16 protein-coding genes are annotated in these 16,655 nt (G+C 61.7%); 11 read left to right on the top strand and 5 right to left on the bottom strand.

Translation table 11 applies throughout. The features are described 5' to 3' along the window. The 6 genes from NUV79_RS24705 to ku (NUV79_RS24680) all read left to right on the top strand — a co-directional run. On the top strand, positions 1–723 hold a 723-nt coding region (locus tag NUV79_RS24705; protein ID WP_257735730.1), incomplete at its 5' end, for a UdgX family uracil-DNA binding protein. Positions 724–804: 81 nt separating this feature from the next. Further along, positions 805–3,213 (top strand): response regulator, encoded by a 2,409-nt coding sequence (locus NUV79_RS24700; protein ID WP_257735729.1) that lies wholly within the window; start codon positions 805–807, stop codon positions 3,211–3,213. A gap of 307 nt (positions 3,214–3,520) precedes the next feature. Next, a complete protein-coding gene (locus NUV79_RS24695) occupies positions 3,521–4,390 on the top strand; it encodes a hypothetical protein (protein WP_257735728.1) in 870 nt (289 codons plus the stop codon). Between the two features lie 29 nt (positions 4,391–4,419). Next, positions 4,420–4,779 carry a hypothetical protein gene (locus NUV79_RS24690; protein WP_257735727.1) on the top strand — a complete coding sequence of 120 codons (360 nt, stop codon included), beginning with the start codon at positions 4,420–4,422 and terminating at the stop codon, positions 4,777–4,779. 45 nt (positions 4,780–4,824) lie between these two features. Then, entirely contained in the window at positions 4,825–7,443 is a 2,619-nt protein-coding gene (ligD, locus tag NUV79_RS24685; RefSeq protein ID WP_257735726.1) for a DNA ligase D, read from the top strand. A 62-nt stretch (positions 7,444–7,505) separates the two neighbouring features. Further along, a complete protein-coding gene (ku, locus tag NUV79_RS24680; RefSeq protein ID WP_257735725.1) occupies positions 7,506–8,291 on the top strand; it encodes a non-homologous end joining protein Ku in 786 nt (261 codons plus the stop codon). Here ku (NUV79_RS24680) and ku (NUV79_RS24675) read toward each other — a convergent pair whose 3' ends face one another. Then, complete coding sequence (ku, locus tag NUV79_RS24675; protein ID WP_257735724.1) at positions 8,292–9,158, bottom strand: non-homologous end joining protein Ku; 867 nt, start codon at positions 9,156–9,158, stop codon at positions 8,292–8,294. A 253-nt stretch (positions 9,159–9,411) separates the two neighbouring features. Here ku (NUV79_RS24675) and NUV79_RS24670 point away from each other — a divergent pair, with 253 nt between their 5' ends. The 3 genes from NUV79_RS24670 (at position 9,412) to NUV79_RS24660 (ending at position 11,299) form a co-directional block, all read left to right on the top strand. Continuing rightward, entirely contained in the window at positions 9,412–9,711 is a 300-nt protein-coding gene (locus NUV79_RS24670) for a PepSY domain-containing protein (protein WP_257735723.1), read from the top strand. Positions 9,712–9,745: 34 nt separating this feature from the next. Then, positions 9,746–10,282 carry a general stress protein gene (locus NUV79_RS24665; RefSeq protein ID WP_257735722.1) on the top strand — a complete coding sequence of 179 codons (537 nt, stop codon included), beginning with the start codon at positions 9,746–9,748 and terminating at the stop codon, positions 10,280–10,282. 408 nt (positions 10,283–10,690) lie between these two features. After that, complete coding sequence (locus tag NUV79_RS24660) at positions 10,691–11,299, top strand: peptidase S14 (RefSeq protein ID WP_257735721.1); 609 nt, start codon at positions 10,691–10,693, stop codon at positions 11,297–11,299. 400 nt (positions 11,300–11,699) lie between these two features. Here the strand turns inward: NUV79_RS24660 and NUV79_RS24655 are convergent, their stop codons facing one another. The 4 genes from NUV79_RS24655 to NUV79_RS24645 form a co-directional block, all read right to left on the bottom strand. Next, positions 11,700–11,936, bottom strand: coding sequence for a hypothetical protein (locus tag NUV79_RS24655; RefSeq protein WP_257735720.1), 237 nt, complete (start codon positions 11,934–11,936; stop codon positions 11,700–11,702). 26 nt (positions 11,937–11,962) lie between these two features. Then, a complete protein-coding gene (locus tag NUV79_RS24650) occupies positions 11,963–12,487 on the bottom strand; it encodes a hypothetical protein (RefSeq protein WP_257735719.1) in 525 nt (174 codons plus the stop codon). Then, positions 12,484–12,666, bottom strand: a complete 183-nt coding sequence (locus NUV79_RS25360) for a DUF3606 domain-containing protein (RefSeq protein WP_374679330.1) — start codon at positions 12,664–12,666, stop codon at positions 12,484–12,486. The genes NUV79_RS24650 and NUV79_RS25360 overlap by 4 nt, the downstream gene beginning before the upstream one ends. A 243-nt stretch (positions 12,667–12,909) precedes the next feature. Next, positions 12,910–13,206 carry a hypothetical protein gene (locus NUV79_RS24645; protein ID WP_257735718.1) on the bottom strand — a complete coding sequence of 99 codons (297 nt, stop codon included), beginning with the start codon at positions 13,204–13,206 and terminating at the stop codon, positions 12,910–12,912. Between the two features lie 372 nt (positions 13,207–13,578). Here NUV79_RS24645 and NUV79_RS24640 point away from each other — a divergent pair, with 372 nt between their 5' ends. Beyond that, the gene (locus tag NUV79_RS24640; protein WP_257735717.1) at positions 13,579–15,288 is read left to right on the top strand and encodes a site-specific integrase; all 1,710 of its coding nucleotides are present in this window, start codon (positions 13,579–13,581) and stop codon (positions 15,286–15,288) included. A 183-nt stretch (positions 15,289–15,471) separates the two neighbouring features. Then, complete coding sequence (locus NUV79_RS24635; protein WP_257735716.1) at positions 15,472–16,272, top strand: PilZ domain-containing protein; 801 nt, start codon at positions 15,472–15,474, stop codon at positions 16,270–16,272. Positions 16,273–16,655 lie beyond the last annotated feature (383 nt).

Here is a 16,655-nt window from a genome sequence, read left to right as displayed (position 1 = left end):
AAAGTTGGACGCCGATCCCCCGCCTCACGGGGTCAAACTTGCACGCCGAAACACACTCCGACGCAGCCACCCGAACGACATGTCCGGCAGCTTCGGCATCGCCCCGAAGCACCGGCCAAAGAACTTCCGATCACGTCCTGGCAGGATGCGGCCGCTGCGGCGCAACGGTGCAGGCGCTGCGACCTGCATTGCCATGCCACTCGGACGGTCTTCGGAGAAGGACCCCTGGACGCGCCGGTCGTCTTCGTGGGCGAGCAGCCAGGCGACCAGGAGGACCTCGCGGGCCGGCCTTTCGTCGGTCCCGCCGGGCAGGTTTTCGACCGGGCGGTGCAGGACGCCGGTCTCGATCGGGCGCGCGCCTATGTCACCAATGCGGTGAAGCACTTCAAATTCAAGCTGCGCGCCAAGCGCCGCATCCACGAGAAGCCCAATGTCGGGGAAATCAAGGCCTGCCGCTTCTGGCTCGATCTCGAACTGCAATTCGTGAAGCCCCGGCTGGTCGTCGCCCTCGGTGCCAGCGCCCTGCGATCGCTGACGGGCCATACCGGCTCGCTCGCCAGTGCGCGGGATCGCGAGCTTATACTTGACAGCGGTACGCCGCTGTTGACCACCGTCCATCCCTCGTACCTGCTTCGCCTGCCGGATGAGGAGACGCGCTCTCGCGAGTACGCCCGCTTCGTCGCGGATCTCGCCCATGTGCGGCAACGATTATTCCGGCACTAAGCCTTTTTGGTGAGCCGCTTTGCCGTGGCTCGCGAATACCGTACGACCGACCAACCGCTCTGCTTTCTCAGGAAAACGGCCTTGCCCGCCAGCGACGTCAATATCACCTCGTTCCTCTCCGAGATGTTCGACCAGGCGCCGACTTTCATTGCGCTTTTGCAAGGCCCGGAGCATCGCTTCCAGCTGGCGAATCCCAGCTACATGGCATTGGTGGGCGGCCGCGACGTCATCGGGAAAACCGTCTCCGAGGCGCTTCCGGAGGCGGATTCGCAAGGCTTCGTCCGAATTCTCGACGAGGTCTATCGGTCCGGCAAAGCCTATACGGCCACTGGTGCTCGGTTCCTCGTGCAGACCGAGCCCGACGGGGCAAACTCGGAGCGCTTCCTCGATTTCGTGTACCAGCCGCTCGTCGGTCCACAGGGCAACGTGACCGGCATCTTCGTACAGGGAAGCGATACCACCGAACGCAGCCTGGCCGAAAGGCGCCTGTCCGATAGCACCGCGCTCTACAAGGGGCTGTTCGACGCAATCGATGAAGGCTTCTGCATCATCGAGTTCTTCGACGGGCCGCACGGCCCCGATAGCGATTATATCCATATCGAGGCCAATGCGGCCTATGCCCGGCACGCCGGGATTCCGAATGTCGTCGGCCAGAAGCTGCGCGAGATGGTGGGCGCCGAGGCGGATTCCTGGGTGGAGCGCTACGGCGCCGTCCTCCGGACGGGTGCGCCCATTCGCTTCCAGCAGGAGCTTGTCGCCACCGGCCGCTTCCTCGAACTGGCTGCGATCCGGATCGAGCCCGCAAGCAAGCGGCAGGTCGCGGTCCTGTTCCAGGACATCACGGCGCGCCGCCAGGCGGAGCTCGCCCTGGCCAAACTGAACGAGACGCTCGAGCAGATCGTCGCCGAGCGCACGCAGAAGCTACTCGCCGCTGAAGAGGCCCTGCGCCACAGCCAGAAGATGGAGGCGATCGGCCAATTGACCGGCGGGGTCGCGCATGACTTCAACAACCTGCTGCAGGTGATCTCGGGCAATCTGCAGCTCCTGGCCAAGGATGTTGCGGGGGACGAGAAGGCCGAGCGCCGCATCGCCAATGCAATGACCGGCGTCGCCCGCGGCTCGAAGCTCGCTTCGCAACTCCTCGCCTTCGGCCGACGGCAGCCGCTGGAGCCGAAGGTCGTCAATCTCGGCCGCCTGGTTCGCGGCATGGACGACATGTTCAGCCGCACCCTCGGCGAGGGCATCGAGATCGAGACGGTCGTGGGCGGCGGGCTCTGGAACTCCCTGATCGACCCGACGCAGGTCGAGAATGCACTGCTCAATCTGGCGATCAACGCGCGCGACGCCATGGGTGGCTCGGGCAAGTTGACGATCGACCTGGCCAATGCCCATCTCGACGACAGCTATGCCGCCAGGCACAGCGATGTCGCCGCAGGGCAATATGTCATGCTCGCGGTGAGCGACACCGGCTCGGGGATGTCGGCCGAGGTGTTGGCGAAGGCGTTCGACCCGTTCTTCTCGACGAAGCCCGAGGGAAAGGGCAGCGGGCTTGGCCTGTCGATGGTCTACGGTTTCGTCAAGCAGTCAGGCGGCCACGTCAAAATCTACTCGGAGCTCGACCACGGAACCACGGTGAGGCTTTATCTGCCTCGCTCCTTCCAGAAGGAGGCTGTTGAGACGGCCGTCGACAACAGCCCGATCGCGGGTGGGACCGAAACGATCCTGGTCGTCGAGGATGACGAGCAGGTCCGCGGCACGGTGATCGAACTTCTGACCGATCTCGGCTATCGCGTTTTGCGGGCCAGCGATGCGACAAGCGCGCTCCATGTCGTCGAAAGCGGCGTCGCCATCGACCTGCTGTTCACCGACGTGGTGATGCCCGGACAATTGAAGAGCCCCGAGCTTGCCCGGATCGCTCGTGAGCGCCTGCCGCAGCTCGCCGTACTCTTCACGTCGGGCTACACCGAGAATTCCATCGTCCATGGCGGCCGTTTGGATGCAGGTGTCGAACTCCTGTCCAAGCCCTACACACGGGAAGCCCTGGCGCGAAAGATCCGGTTGGTGCTTGCCACGCAGAAGGCGCGCTCCCCTCAGAAGACGGAACACGTATCGGCTGAGGGCAAAGTTTCGGAGCCAGCCGCATCAAAGCCTGCCACGGTCCTGATTGTCGAGGACGATGCCCTGATCCGCATGAATACCTGCGATATCCTCGAAGATGCCGGCTTTTCCATCATTGAGGCAGGTAGCGCTGAGGAGGCCATGTCGATCTTGCAGGATCATCCGGTCGATATCCTCGTCACCGATGTGAAGCTTCCCGGCGCTTCGGGCGTCGAACTCGTGCGGATGGCGAGGGAGCGCAATAGCTCGCTTTGCGTTGTGTTCGCAACGGGTGACACCTCGGAGATCGACGTCAACGGCGAGGTGATCGTCTCCAAGCCCTATAGCCCGTCGGCCATCGTCAACGCGATCGCGAGAGCGCGGAGTTCATAACTCCCCGCCGTAATCGGCACAGCCCTCGGATTGTTCATGCAAGCTCCTCGACCTTGGGCGAGAGGCGGCGCGTCGACTTGCAGGAAGCCAAGGTTCAATAAGTGCCGGCGCGATTTTCCGGTGCCGACAAAATCCATCAATCGTTCCGCAGCGCGTATCTCAGGAACCTATCTACAGCGCCAGCCGTTTCGCCCTCACTTTCGCTCGCCAGCAGGAGGGGCTCATGGACAGCATCATTTATCTTGTCGGTCTCGTAGTGGTCATCATGGCCATCCTGTCGTTCCTCGGTCTTCGATAGGAGTTCGCCATGTCCATGTCTGGAACGGACGTCGTCGTCGCTCCGGTTACCGTCAACAAGGAGAATCGCTCCTATGTGCAATGGGGGCCGATCATCGGCGGCGCGGTCATCGCGACGGCGATCTCGACCATCATGACGGTCTTCGGATCGGCGATCGGACTGTCGATGGTCTCCGCCGATTTCGAGAAGAGTTCCAGCGCCACGGCGCTGGCGGTTGCAGGCGCTCTATGGGCGCTCTGGGTCATGGCCTCCGCGACCATGGCCGGCGGCTATCTCGCAGGCCGGATGCGCCAGCCGAGCTTCGATGCCAATGGCGAGGAACGCAAAGTGCGCGATGCGACCCACGGCCTGCTGGTCTGGGCGACCGGGGCGCTTCTGATCACCGTCGTCGCGACCTCGTCGCTGTTCGGCGCGGCCAAGACCGCGGTCAGCGGCGTCGCCAGTGCGAGTTCGGGCGTGGCCTCGCTGGTTTCGCAGAATGTCGATCCGCTCGCGATGGCGCTCGACAATGTCATGCGCGCGAGTGGTCAGCAGCCACCGACTGCACAGGAGCGTGACGAAGCCTCCCGGATCTTCGTCAATGCGCTGAAGAACGGCAAGATCGAGCAGGCCGACCGGGATTACCTGGCCTCTCGGCTCGCCGCGCGGTCCGGCATCAGCGAGCAGGATGCACAGAAGCGCATCGACGACGCCTATGCCCGGCTGTCGCAGGCCAAGGAAACCGCCAAGCAGACGGCTGAGCGTGCACGCAAAATCGCAGTTCTGAGCGCCTTCCTGACCGCGGCTGCACTGCTGGTGGGAGCAGCCGCGGCGGCCTGGGCAGCAACGCTCGGCGGCGAGCATCGTGACGAGAACCTGCTGGTCGAGCCGACGCTCTGAACGATCGTGCCTGTGCAAGCCCGGCTCCCATGGAACCGGGCTTTTTTGCGATCTGTCGAAACGATCCGATCGCCTCAGCGTTGCTCCGGCAGCATTTTCAGAAAGGGCAAGCGATGATCGACCGGAACCACGAACGAAATGGCAGCACCAACGGCCCGACCGAGCCGAACCAGCGTCCGCCCGAAAAGCGCGACGACGCTGCTGATGATGCGATGAAGGGCCCGAAGATCATCTCCGAGGGCAATCAGAAGCAGAGGGCGAAGGACCGAGACACTCCTCCAGCAGGCCCGCATGCGAAGGAGTCGCAGACGAACAAGGAGGCGACGCCGGGTTCCGGCGCGCTCCCGCCGACCAAGCCCGTTCGTCATATCGACCCCGGTACTGGCTGACCTTCGTCCACCTTCTCTCCGCGAAGTCGCATTGGAAGGTGTTCCGTGGAAAAGCTGAAAACCTATCGCACCAAGCGGGATTTCCGGAAGACGAAGGAGCCGAACGACACGAGCGCAGTCGCTCCATCGAACCGCCTGCGCTTCGTCATACAGAAGCACGATGCGACACGGCTGCATTACGACCTGCGTCTTGAACTGGATGGCGTCTTCAAGTCCTGGGCCGTGACCAAGGGGCCGTCGCTTGACCCCGGCGACAAGCGTCTCGCCGTCGAGGTAGAAGACCATCCGCTCGCCTATGGCGATTTCGAGGGGACGATCCCGAAGGGGCAATATGGCGGCGGCACCGTCCAGCTCTGGGATCGGGGCTATTGGGAGCCCGAGGGCAAGTTCAGTCCGCAGCGGCAGCTTGAAAAAGGCGACCTCAAGTTCACGCTCGACGGCAAGCGGTTGCAGGGCAGTTTCGTCTTGGTGCGCATGAAGCACGACCGCGACGGCGGCAAGCGCATCAACTGGCTACTGATCAAGCATCGCGACGACCATGCCGTCGCTTCCGATGGCGATGCAGTCTTGAAGGCCGACACTTCGGTGGCCTCGGGCCGGACAATGGAAGCCATCGCGGCCGGACGCGGGCGCTCGCCCGAACCTTTCATGCTAGCCGAGCAAGTGGTCGACGCCGATGCGGTCTGGGATAGCAAAGAGGGCTTAGCGGCCGAAGCACGGGCCGAAAAGCCGGCACCGAAACCGACGACAGGTCGGACTTCGAAAGCAGGCCCCGTCGCTGCGGCCGATCTCCCGGCGTTCGTACCGCCTCAGCTTTGCAAGAGCGTGGAGCGACCACCGGCAGGCAGCGGCTGGCTCCATGAAATCAAGTTCGACGGCTATCGGATTCAGGCGCGTGTCGCTGGCGGCAAGGTCACGCTGAAGACGCGCAAGGGGCTCGACTGGACGAAGCGGTTCGGGGCCGTGGCAGAGGCGTTCAAGGGCCTGCCGGACTGCATCGTGGATGGCGAGATCGTCGCGCTCGACGACCATGGCGCACCCGATTTCGCAGCGCTTCAGGCGGCGCTTTCGGAGGAGAAGACCCAAAACCTCGTATTCTTTGCCTTCGATTTGCTGTTCCTCGACGGGGAGGACTGGCGCGAGCAGCCGCTCCTTGCCCGCAAACAGCGGCTGGAGGCGCTGCTGCGCGACGCGGCCGATGGCGTCACCCTGCGTTATGTCGAGCATTTCGAGACCGGCGGCGATGCAGTACTGAAATCCGCCTGTCGCCTGTCGCTGGAGGGCATCGTCTCGAAGCGGAGCGATGCGCCTTATGTCTCCGGTCGCAGCGACAGTTGGACGAAAGCCAAATGCCGCGCCGGCCATGAGGTCGTCATTGGCGGCTGGACGACCACGGCCGGCAAGTTCCGCTCGCTGCTCGTCGGCGTCCATCGCGGCCCGCATTTCATCTATATCGGCCGGGTGGGTACCGGTTATGGCGCGGCCAAGGTCGAGAAGCTGCTGCCGCCCCTCAAGGAGCACGAAGCCAAGACCTCGCCCTTCACCGGCAAGGGCGCGCCACGGCGAACTCCGGGTGTGCATTGGGTCGAGCCCGTCCTCGTCGCCGAGATCGAATTTGCGGGCTGGACCGGCGACGGCATGGTCCGGCAAGCCGCCTTCAAGGGCCTGCGCGAGGACAAGCCGGCGGCCGAGGTCGAGACCGAATTGCCAGCGCAGCCTGCGGAAACCGCATCCCCGAAGCCGAAGCTAGCGCGGGGCGGGCGCATCGAGGTGCTTGGCGTGCCCTTGTCCAAGCCCGACAAACCGCTCTGGCCCGATGCCGAGGACGGCAAGCCCGCCACGAAGCTCGACCTCGCGCATTATTTCGAGACCGTCGGCCAATGGCTGCTGCCGCATATCCAAGGGCGACCCTGCTCGCTGCTCAGGGCGCCCGACGGGATCGAGGGCGAAATCTTCTTCCAGCGCCATGCCGGCCTCGGCACCTCCAGCCTGTTCGAGCTGGTGAAGATCTCCGGCGACAAGAAATCCTATCTTCAGATCGACCGGATCGAAGCGTTGATCGCCGCTGCCCAGATCGGCGGCATCGAGCTGCATCCGTGGAACTGCCGGCCCGGCGAGCCGGAGGTTCCTGGTCGGCTGGTCTTCGATCTCGACCCCGGGCCGGATGTGTCATTCGATGCCGTGATCGCGGCAGCCCGGACGATGAAGGAGCGGCTCGATGCGTTGGGTCTCGTCAGCTTCTGCAAGACCACCGGCGGCAAGGGGTTGCATGTCGTGACGCCGCTGGCGAAGCCTCGCCGTGGCGGTCCGGACTGGCCGGCAGCCAAGGACTTCGCACGCCGCGTCTGTGTAGAGATCGCTGCCGACGAGCCGGAGCGCTATGTCGTCAACATGGCGAAGCGCCTGCGCCAGGGCCGGATCTTCCTCGACTATCTCCGCAACGATCGCATGGCCACGGCGGTGGCGCCGTTATCGCCACGCGCGAGGCCCGGCGCGCATGCTTCGATGCCGCTGACCTGGTCGCAGGTGAAGACGGGGCTCGATCCTGCCCGCTACACCATCCGCACGGTTCCGAAGCTGCTGGCGGCAAGCAAGGCCTGGGCGGACTATGACGAAGCCGAGCGGCCCTTGGCGGATGCAATCAAAAAGCTCGATCGGTCCTGACCGGCTCCGCGCCGGAACGGATCGGCGGCCGATGCGTTTCGCGTCCGATCGGAGAACCGTTCATGGCCCAGCGGACATTCTGGAAAGGCTATCTCAAGCTCTCGCTCGTGACCTGCCCGGTCGCGATGATGCCGGCACGCTCCGAGAGCGAGAAGGTCCGCTTTCATACGCTCAACCGCAAGACCGGCCACCGCATCCAGAGCCGCTTCGTCGATGCCGTCACCGGCAAGCCTGTCGCCGATGACGACGAAGTCAAAGGCTATCCCAAGGGCGATGACGACTACGTCATGCTGGAGGATGACGAGCTCGACGCCGTTGCGCTGGAGAGCACACGCACCATCGATATCGAGCTGTTCGCGCCGCGCTCCTCCGTCGGCTGGATCTGGTACGACACGCCGCATTATCTCGTGCCGGACGGCAAGATCGGCGACGAGGCGTTTTCGGTCATCCGCGAGGCGATGAAAGCGACCAAGACGGTCGGCATCTCCCGCGTTGTCCTCTACCGGCGCGAACGGGCGGTGCTGCTCGAGCCTCGCGACAGAGGCATCGTGCTGTGGACTTTGCGCTATGGCGACGAGGTCCGCGACGAGAAGGACTACTTCTCGGATATCAAGAAGGCGAAACCCGAGCCCGACATGCGCGCGCTCATGGAGAAGCTGATCACCTCGCGCACCAAGGACTGGTCGCCGGAGCTCGCGCAGGACCCGGTTCAGGACGAGCTTCTGGATATCATCAAGGCCAAGCAGAAGGGCCGCAAGCCGACCAAAAAGGCCAAGCCGGCCGCGAGTGAAGGCAATGTCGTCAGCATCATGGACGCGCTCAAGCGCAGCCTCGAACCGCGGAAGTGATCAGCCCGCCTTACGTCTCGGTTCGGCCTTGGCCGGCATCTTGCGGGTTGATTTGCGCTTTGCCGCCGGCTTGTCGGCCGATGTGGCGCTTTGGCCCGCCTTGGCACTTTGCCGGAGAGCGTCGAGCAGGTTGACCACCTTCGCAGGCTCCAGCCGCTTCACCGGCTTGCTCTTGCGGCCCTCGATCTTCGCCTTGACCAGCTCGGCCAGCGCAGTCTCGTAGCGGTCTTCGAAGGCCTTGGGATCGAAACGGCCAGCCTTGGTGCGGATGATATGCTCGGCGAGTTCGAGCATCTCGCCCTCGATCTTCAGCTTCGGGATATCGTCGAAGGCGCTTTCCACCGGGCGGACCTCGTAGTCGAAATTGAGCGTGGTCGCGATCATCCCAGCATCGTGGGGCCGGATCAGGATCGAGCGCATCCGCCGGAAGATCACGGTGCGCGCGAGGGCTGCACTCTCGCGGCTCGCCATGACGTCGCGGATCAGAGCGAAGGCCTCGGCCGCGACCGGCGTGCTCGGCGTCACATAATAGGGCCGGTCGAAGAAGAGATCGTCGATCTCGTCGCAAGGCAGGAAGGTCGCGACATTGAGCGTCTTGTCGCTCTCGGGAACAGCCTCGGCAATCTCATCGGGCTCCAGCAAGATGTAGTCGCCACCGCCGCGATCGTAGCCCTTGACCTGATCGTCCTTCTCGACCGGCTTGCCCGTGACCTCGTCGACGAACTGGCGATGGACGCGATTGCCGGTCTTGCGGTTCAGCGTGTGAAAGGAGATGCGCTCGCTAGTCGAGGCAGCGGTGTAGAGCGCTACCGGGCACGTGACTTCAGCGACTTTGAGGACGCCCTTCCAGATTGCGCGCGGCGGCATAGTCGCCTCTCAATATGTGTGTTCGCGGCCCCAACAATAGACTCGTGAACATCGTCGAGCTTCGGATGTTCCGCCGACATCTAAGCCGCTTCACCGGCGAGCCTCGGCCTCCATCACTCCAACAATCCAGCCGCATCAATTTCTTCGCCGGCAGATCCGGGAAGCGCCAGCGAGCGTGGAACAGAATCACACTGCGGGCCGTTCGATTCACACTCAGCGGCCTCGAGCCGCTCCCCATCAGGAGTGTCGGACAATGAAAACAACAATCCTCGTTTCGCTCGTCGCGGCTACGATTTCGTTCGGTGCGATCGCTCAAACAAGCACCACGTCTCCGATGCCGGCACCGAAGGCCGACGCGGACAAGAACGCCCCGTTGCCGGGCGCCAACAGCTTCACCGAGGGCCAGGCCAAGAGCCGTCTCGAAGCCAACGGCTATTCGAGTGTCGGCGCTCTGAAGAAGGACGACAACGGCGTGTGGAAGGGCACCGCCACGCATGCCGGGGCGCAGGTCAATGTCTCCGTCGACTATCGCGGCAACATCACCCGCAACTGATCTCGACCGTTAAACCCAACTCTTGGAGCCAAACATGACCCGAACCCTAACCCGCACCTATGACAACTACGAAACGGCCCGCTCGGTGGTCGAGCAACTGGAGGCCGCGGGTGTCTCCAGCAACGACATCAGCGTTGTCGGTCGCGCCGGTACGTCGGATGAGACGAATGCCACGGAGGGCGCCGGCATCGGCGCTGGCATCGGTGGCGCTGCCGGCCTCCTTGCCGGCATCGGCATGCTCGCGATCCCCGGCGTCGGTCCAGTCGTCGCGGCTGGCTGGCTCGCATCGACCGCAGCCGGCGCCGTCGCGGGCGCCGCGGCAGGCGGCCTCGTCGGCTCCTTCGTGAAGGAAGGTCACGACAAGGATGAAGCCGACTACTATGCCGAGACGGTTCGCCGCGGCGGTTCTGTCGTTTCGGTCCGCACCGAGCCGGAGCATGAAGCCACGGTTCAGGCCATCCTCGACGGTGCGACTCCCATCGACCGCGCAACGCGAGAAGCCGAATATCGCGCCGGCGGTTGGGAGCGCTTCGACGAGACTGCGGACCCCTACCGCCCGCCCGTCGTGTGACCGAAGCCCGACACGTTCACGCTTATGGCCTCGTCAGCTTTGCTGGCGGGGCCACTTTCGAACCGGACAGCTGTCATATGACGGCGCATGCATTGATGAACCTAGTAGGTTTACTTTCATGCCCTTCTCATCGCTCCATAACCCCATCGATCTCGCCCGTGCCCAGGCCGCGCTTGATGACGCCTGGAAGCAGGTTAAGCCAATGATCGAAGACGGAGATCGTGAACGAGAGCGTACGCGCCTTTCGTACATCGTGGCATCTCTGGTGATGCTAGCGCTCGATGAAGAGGATCTGGTCGATCGCGCACTCCGACAATATCGGGCGCGCCAATAGGCCGCTCGACAGGGAACCATGGCCGATAGCCTGCGTTCAGCGGCGAACACCCTTCTTCTATTGCTGGATCAAGCATGAACTCGCACTCACTCGCGGCCCATGACGCCTCGAACGACCTGTTTCGTCCGCTGCAAGCCATCGATTTCCTGAACCCGCCGATCCTGCTGGCGGGAGTCGTCGACAATATGATGTATGCATTTTTCCGGGATAGGCTCATGACGGCGCCCCGCGAGGGTATCGTCGTCATCGAACTGAGCACACTTGGGGGTGATCCTGAGGTCGCGCGCATGATGGGAGAGGATATTCGCTTCCATAGCGAGCAGGAGCCGGCACGGCGATTCGTCTTTCTGGGCAAGACCGCGATCTACTCCGCCGGCGCCACCTTCATGAGCTTCTTTGCCCGCCCGAATCGCTACCTCACGCGCGGCACGAGGCTGATGGTGCATGAGCGCAAAATCCAGGCGAACATCATTTTGGATGGCCCGTTGACGATGTGCATCGCCAATCTCAAGGCGAAGCTCAACGAAATCGAGCACTCCATCCAGATTCAGAACGAGGGGTTTCAGAACCTCATCGCTGGATCGTCTGTGACGATGGAGCAGGTCCTAAAACTCGCACCAGAGAACTGGTACATCGAAGCCAACGAGGCCAAAAATCTGGGCCTCATCGAGGGTGTGATCTAGTCTGCGTTCGCCTTGAAGCGGGCTCGTAGCTTACGAGTGGCGGCAGAAGGTCGGCGCCGACCCGAAGGGCTGCGGCCAATAAGCTGGCCGGGACGATGGCATCGCTGTCCAAGCACCATTTCACATAAGTCACGGATCTATTGGCTGCTCTGGCGAGGTGAGGTTCCACGTCGTCGGGCGACATGAAATTGCACAACGCCTTGCTCATCTGCCGCCCGGTAGGAGGACGAGAGCGCCATTGCCGAATCAATACGCCATGATCGGGTACGGAGTGAAACATTGGAACCCTCCCGATGCGACGGACACAACGAACAACGCGTGCGCCGAAGTAAGGTTCAGCCGCAATATATCCGCGGGCTCAGCTGGATTAAGTGTTCAGGCACTCGTAATTATGAATTCGCTATGGCCGATGCGTCGGATCGAGGCCGCTGCGTGGCATGACGTCGATCAAACTGCCCGCGGTGAATCTCCGCGCTGCAATCCTTGCAGCCACCTTGTCCTCAAACGCCCGAAGGCCATTGGAGATATCACGGAGTTCACACGCTTCCGCCGAGCCTTCTGGCGCGCCAAACAGTTCTTCGAAGCGCCTCAATGCCCTGGCGAGGTCTTCGAAGTTGCAGATAAGGAGTTTGATCATCACTCGCAGTCGGCAGAGTCGTGGCGTCAGATCGTCCTGATATTCCCGCTGGGGCGCGTCGCGGCCTCAGCTGGATCGGGGTGACTGGCCGTCGAAGCGACATGCTTCTCAGCGGCAGTACCTTCCGTATCATTGGCTTCATAAGGGGGATGGGGGCCGCTTGCATGACGTGAGCGTGGGTTTGGACCTGCCCTCGACACGCTCTGTTCGCCCGGTTGTCCCGGTCTACGCGGCGTGTCGAAATGTCCAGGTGCAGACGCTGCACCAATCAGCTGGCGATCTTCCCAATCTTTGACTGTTGCGACCAGCCCAGCCAATTCGTCTGCTTCAGTCGAGCCTTCTTTAGCATCAGCGAGCTGGTGAATTCTGGCTTTAGCCGCCTCGTATGCAGCGCTGGAAGCAATTGCCATGTGCCTCATTCCCTTTGCATCCCAATCGGCGACGAACTGCTCAATGATGCCGCCGCTGGGTTTAGTGAGATGAATGCGAGCTGAGCCGTCTTCGACGAACCAATCATCGCCTTCGCGGCGAATGGTGAGCGTCGCGCTCATCTCTTCGCTCCGCTATCGAGTGCCATGCGGCGAAGCTGTGCCTCCACAGCATCCGCTGAGGAGCCGACTTCGCGGACAACGTCATCTAGCTGCGCTTTGGATGCACCCAGCTTATCCGTCCAGTATCGGATCTGGTCTTTGCTGAAATGAATCCGCGAACGATACAGCGGTTCCCGCATTCTCTCGTCATCTGGCATGCGTACCTCCTGACAACAAATCAATCGGCAGGAAGGCGTAGAGTTCCGCAAATTCGCGCTATTCTCGATTTCCAGCGCTTTGGATACGTCGCCCCATGAGCTCGACGAGCTCGCGAACGGTTTTGCACCGTCGCATCGCTTCGTCCGTCGTCATGTCGCAATCGGATTCTCGCTCGATCTTGTTGCCGATCAGCGTCAGGCCGTCGATTGAGAAGCCGATGTCGTCTAACCGCGGCCATCCATTGGCACGCGTTGCGGCTGCTGGCGAAGCGCATCCCCTGGCAGCCGCATTCGGCTGCGCCCGAGCCGCCCTTCAGCCGGGGCCGCGTCGTCACGCATCATGCGAAAGGACAGCTGCAGCCATGAGCCGGCCTGGTGGATCGGCTGATCGAACCTCGCGAGACAAAGAAGCACGTCGGGAACCTCGGAGCGCACCGAGCGCTCCAGGCAAATCTTCCCGTCATGATCGATGATGCAGATCGCCACCGAGCGCAGCGACGCATCCAGCGCAGCGTAGAACATCGCGACTTCCTCCCTCTTGGATCTGCCGAGATCCCAACGGGAGCTTGAACCCTCACGGGTCGGCCCGATTACGCATGCTTCTGGCGCGAATCGGGAGCGCATACCCTCTGGCGCAGAGGGGAGCATCGCCATCCAAGACGTTTCCGGGCAGGAGCCAATGTTGGGGTGATCGTTGGGGTGTTGAGCGCCAACCGGCCTTGGTTTCCAAGCTAAATCAGCCGCTTAGCGAGGGCGGAGTGGCGGAGACGGAGGGAGTGCATTCCAATTGCCGCTAAGTGATTGAATGTTCAAAATAAACCTTGAATTTCAAAGGCTCGACACATATTTCTGCTACACAATTTGCTACACAATTCGAGTTTCGAGCTTCCCGCCATGGCCTCCAAAGTCCGTCATCTCTTGCACCGCAACGGCCGCTATTACGCCCGGCTTCGTGTCCCTGATTTGTTGCGTGAGATTGTGGGTAAGCGCGAACTTACCAAGGCGCTGGACGCCGACCGGACCATTGCCCTGCGGCTCCTGCCTTCGGCCGTCCACACCATGCAGATTCAGCTAGACGAAGCTCGCGACCGGGCCGTGGCGCTGAGCGTGCCGGTGCCTTCCAAGCGCCGTCCCTTGAGCGTCCACCAGATGGCCGTGGCGCATTACGGCCGGGAGCTTGAGCGCGATGAGATGGCGCGCGGTCGGAATCTGAGCGATCCGGTTATGGAGGCGGCTATCCGGCCGACCTACTATTACGCGCTGAAGAGGGCGGCGCGGGGAGGGGCCGAGGATGGCGAGCTTGCCGCTCTGATCCAGTGGGCCGTTGATGAGTTCGCGAGCGAGGGCAATCCCGTCCCGGCAAATGGCAGCGATGATTGGCGGGCGCTGGCCCGCATGCTCGCTGGCGTGAAGGCCGAGACGATCGAGAACCAGAACCGGCGCGATCGTGGTGAGCCGGACGCCCCGCCAAAGCACCCCATGCTAGTCCCGGCGAGTCAACTGCCGTCCGCGAGCGCTGATCCGCTGCGCGCCCGCATCGTCGGTGCCGATAGCTCCAAGCCCCTGTCGGGAATCCTCCCAGCCATGCTGAAGGAGAAGCAGGCGAAGGACGCGACCGAATACGAGTATGGCGTCGCCGTCCGCATGTTCGAAGAGTTCATGGGCGAGGGGCGGCCGGTCTATCGGATCACCCGCGCGGACGTGCTGGCCTACAAGAACGCGCTGCTCGATACGCCTTCCAACTACAGCAAACGCTTCCCCGAGAAGCCGCTCCCCGAGGCGATCAAGCTCAACGGCGCCCGGAAGACCCCGTTCCCGACGCTGAGCGCCACGACCATCAATGACAAGTGGCTGCCGCGCCTGTCCGCGCTCATGTCGTGGTGCGTCGATAACGAGATCATCCCCGACAACCCGGCGCGGGGCGTGAAGGTCGATACGAAGAAGGGCGCGACCAAGGCGCCGCGCGTGCCGTTCACGTCCGTTGACCTGAAGGCCATCGTCGCCCCGCCGCTCTTCAAGGGCCAGGACTTCGGCGAGAAGCATTGGACGCTGATGATCGCGCTCTACAGCGGCATGCGCGCGTCGGAGATCGCCCAGCTTCGCCTTAAGAGCATCCGCAAGGAACGCGGCGTGCTGGTGTTCGCTATCGAGGAAGAGACGAAGAACCAGCAGTCGGTTCGCCTCACGCCGGTTCATAGCAAGTTGCTGGACCTTGGCCTTGAAGCCCGCATCGCGAAGCTGAAGGCCGCCGGCGAAACCCATCTGTTCCCCGAATGGTATGGGGACGGGCAGGCCCGTATCGCCGCGAGCGCTGGCGGTAAGCGCATTCTCAACCAGCCCTATAGCCAATTCATCCCGAGATGGTTCAACCGGACCTATCTGCCGAAGGTCGGTATCACTGACCCGGCGAAGGTGTTCCATTCCTTCCGGCACACGTTCAAGACGGCGATGTCAGTTGCTGGCGTGCCGCGTGCTGTTAGCGACCAGATCACCGGACATGACGATGCGTCGTCCGGTGCCGGCTATATCCATGACGCGTCCCTTGACGTGCTGAAGGAGGCCGTTGACCGGGTAGCCTATGAACTGCCGGCTTTATGTGGGTGATCCTTCGTGGGGAGCGTCGCAAGAAACTGCTAGAGATCGAATGCTGGCATTCGAGCTTGAGCGGGCTCACCGAGCTTGGCAGGACGCGGACTCGCGGCGGACCCTATTTTGATTCATATCAATGGACTTTGCTTGTGCCCTAAGGTAATCGGCCGGCCGGCTTGCCTCGATGAGATCGCTTGTATGCACCCGCCCCAAAGCCAATCGCGGCTACTTTCTCCTCATGAATTGTTGCAAAAAATTGATGAGAATATATTGCAGTCAAGGGGAGGTGTCGGTGTTATTTCAATACAAATAGTTGATGTCGAATATTTTTTGCGAAAATTCGGCGCTGTCTGTGTTGAAGAACTGACGAGAGAGTTCGCAAAAAGACTTATCTTAACGATCTCACATTCGGGATACTTTTGTAGGAGACCAGATTCAACTTTCGTAGTTATGTTGAATTCTATTATGTCGACAGCCATGCTCGAAATGAAGATCAATCAGATTGCTAATGAAGTAAGTTTTTTGGCGACGGTGAGCGACTTAGAATTCAGGATCGAATGTGTTACTGGTGCCTGCGACCCCAGTATTGTGGAGGACGCTCTATCTGCGGTCGAACGTGCAGACTCATCCTTAAAGCGCGCAATCGCTAGGCAGGTCAGTTACCACATTGATGGTCCCGGTATCGATGGCCTGCCGTTGCGATATTCTTTGGCTCGTCGCCGAAGGCGCCAAAATGAACGCCGGGGCGGTGATCGGAAGCCAGTCCAAACGCGTGCCAAATGCTTTCTTGAGCACCTAAACGCATCAGTTGAATGCCTAGTCCTTGATGTTTCACGCGGCGGCGCAAGGTTGCGAGTTTCCGATAGCTTGGTGCTCCCCGATGAGTTTGATTTGCTAATGTCCTACGAAGGTGAACGTAAGCGCGTGCGCTTGCGGTGGCGGAGGCAAATGGACATCGGCGTCGAATTTATAAAGCCTAGTGGGATTGCTACAGCTTAGGCTACCGCGCCGGAATTGAATCTTACTTTCTTCTTCCGGAATTCCCGAGGCGGCTTTTATTTGCCTTGGTGCGCAAGATCGGTCGACCTTTCCAACTTCCTTCAATGGCCGGTAGGCGAATATTAATCGCAAGCCGGAGTATAAGATCATAATCCTATTATCCCTTGACAGTAGGATTTTCAGCTTGCCTCGCGATTCCGCGTGTGGGAGAATCTTCACCGTTGCGTAAGGTGAAGGTTGAGTTGTGTTCCGCGAGTTAGTCGGCAGCGTAAGGAAGTCACTCGGATTTCAACTCGATCAAAAGGCGATCCCCCTTTCTGATCCTGCTATTGTGAGATCGCCTGCAATGTTGGCCCCGTTGGGGGCGGTTATCGCTTTGAAGG

This window comes from Allobosea sp. 47.2.35, assembly GCF_024655635.1.
In the GTDB taxonomy this organism is placed as follows: Bacteria; Pseudomonadota; Alphaproteobacteria; order Rhizobiales; family Beijerinckiaceae; genus Allobosea.
This window is presented reverse-complemented; position numbering and strand designations above follow the sequence as displayed.

Excerpts from the sequence above, each read along its gene's own strand:
- NUV79_RS24665 (WP_257735722.1), top strand. The coding sequence starts at position 9,746 with ATGACCCGAACCCTAACCCGCACCTATGACAACTACGAAACGGCCCGC.
- NUV79_RS24695 (WP_257735728.1), top strand. The coding sequence starts at position 3,521 with ATGTCCATGTCTGGAACGGACGTCGTCGTCGCTCCGGTTACCGTCAAC.
- ku (WP_257735725.1), top strand. The coding sequence starts at position 7,506 with ATGGCCCAGCGGACATTCTGGAAAGGCTATCTCAAGCTCTCGCTCGTG.
- NUV79_RS24640 (WP_257735717.1), top strand. The coding sequence starts at position 13,579 with ATGGCCTCCAAAGTCCGTCATCTCTTGCACCGCAACGGCCGCTATTAC.
- NUV79_RS24660 (WP_257735721.1), top strand. The coding sequence starts at position 10,691 with ATGAACTCGCACTCACTCGCGGCCCATGACGCCTCGAACGACCTGTTT.
- ku (WP_257735724.1), bottom strand. The coding sequence starts at position 9,158 with ATGCCGCCGCGCGCAATCTGGAAGGGCGTCCTCAAAGTCGCTGAAGTC.
- NUV79_RS25360 (WP_374679330.1), bottom strand. The coding sequence starts at position 12,666 with ATGCGGGAACCGCTGTATCGTTCGCGGATTCATTTCAGCAAAGACCAG.
- NUV79_RS24650 (WP_257735719.1), bottom strand. The coding sequence starts at position 12,487 with ATGAGCGCGACGCTCACCATTCGCCGCGAAGGCGATGATTGGTTCGTC.
- NUV79_RS24635 (WP_257735716.1), top strand. The coding sequence starts at position 15,472 with ATGCACCCGCCCCAAAGCCAATCGCGGCTACTTTCTCCTCATGAATTG.
- NUV79_RS24655 (WP_257735720.1), bottom strand. The coding sequence starts at position 11,936 with ATGATCAAACTCCTTATCTGCAACTTCGAAGACCTCGCCAGGGCATTG.
- NUV79_RS24690 (WP_257735727.1), top strand. The coding sequence starts at position 4,420 with ATGGAACCGGGCTTTTTTGCGATCTGTCGAAACGATCCGATCGCCTCA.
- NUV79_RS24645 (WP_257735718.1), bottom strand. The coding sequence starts at position 13,206 with ATGTTCTACGCTGCGCTGGATGCGTCGCTGCGCTCGGTGGCGATCTGC.
- NUV79_RS24670 (WP_257735723.1), top strand. The coding sequence starts at position 9,412 with ATGAAAACAACAATCCTCGTTTCGCTCGTCGCGGCTACGATTTCGTTC.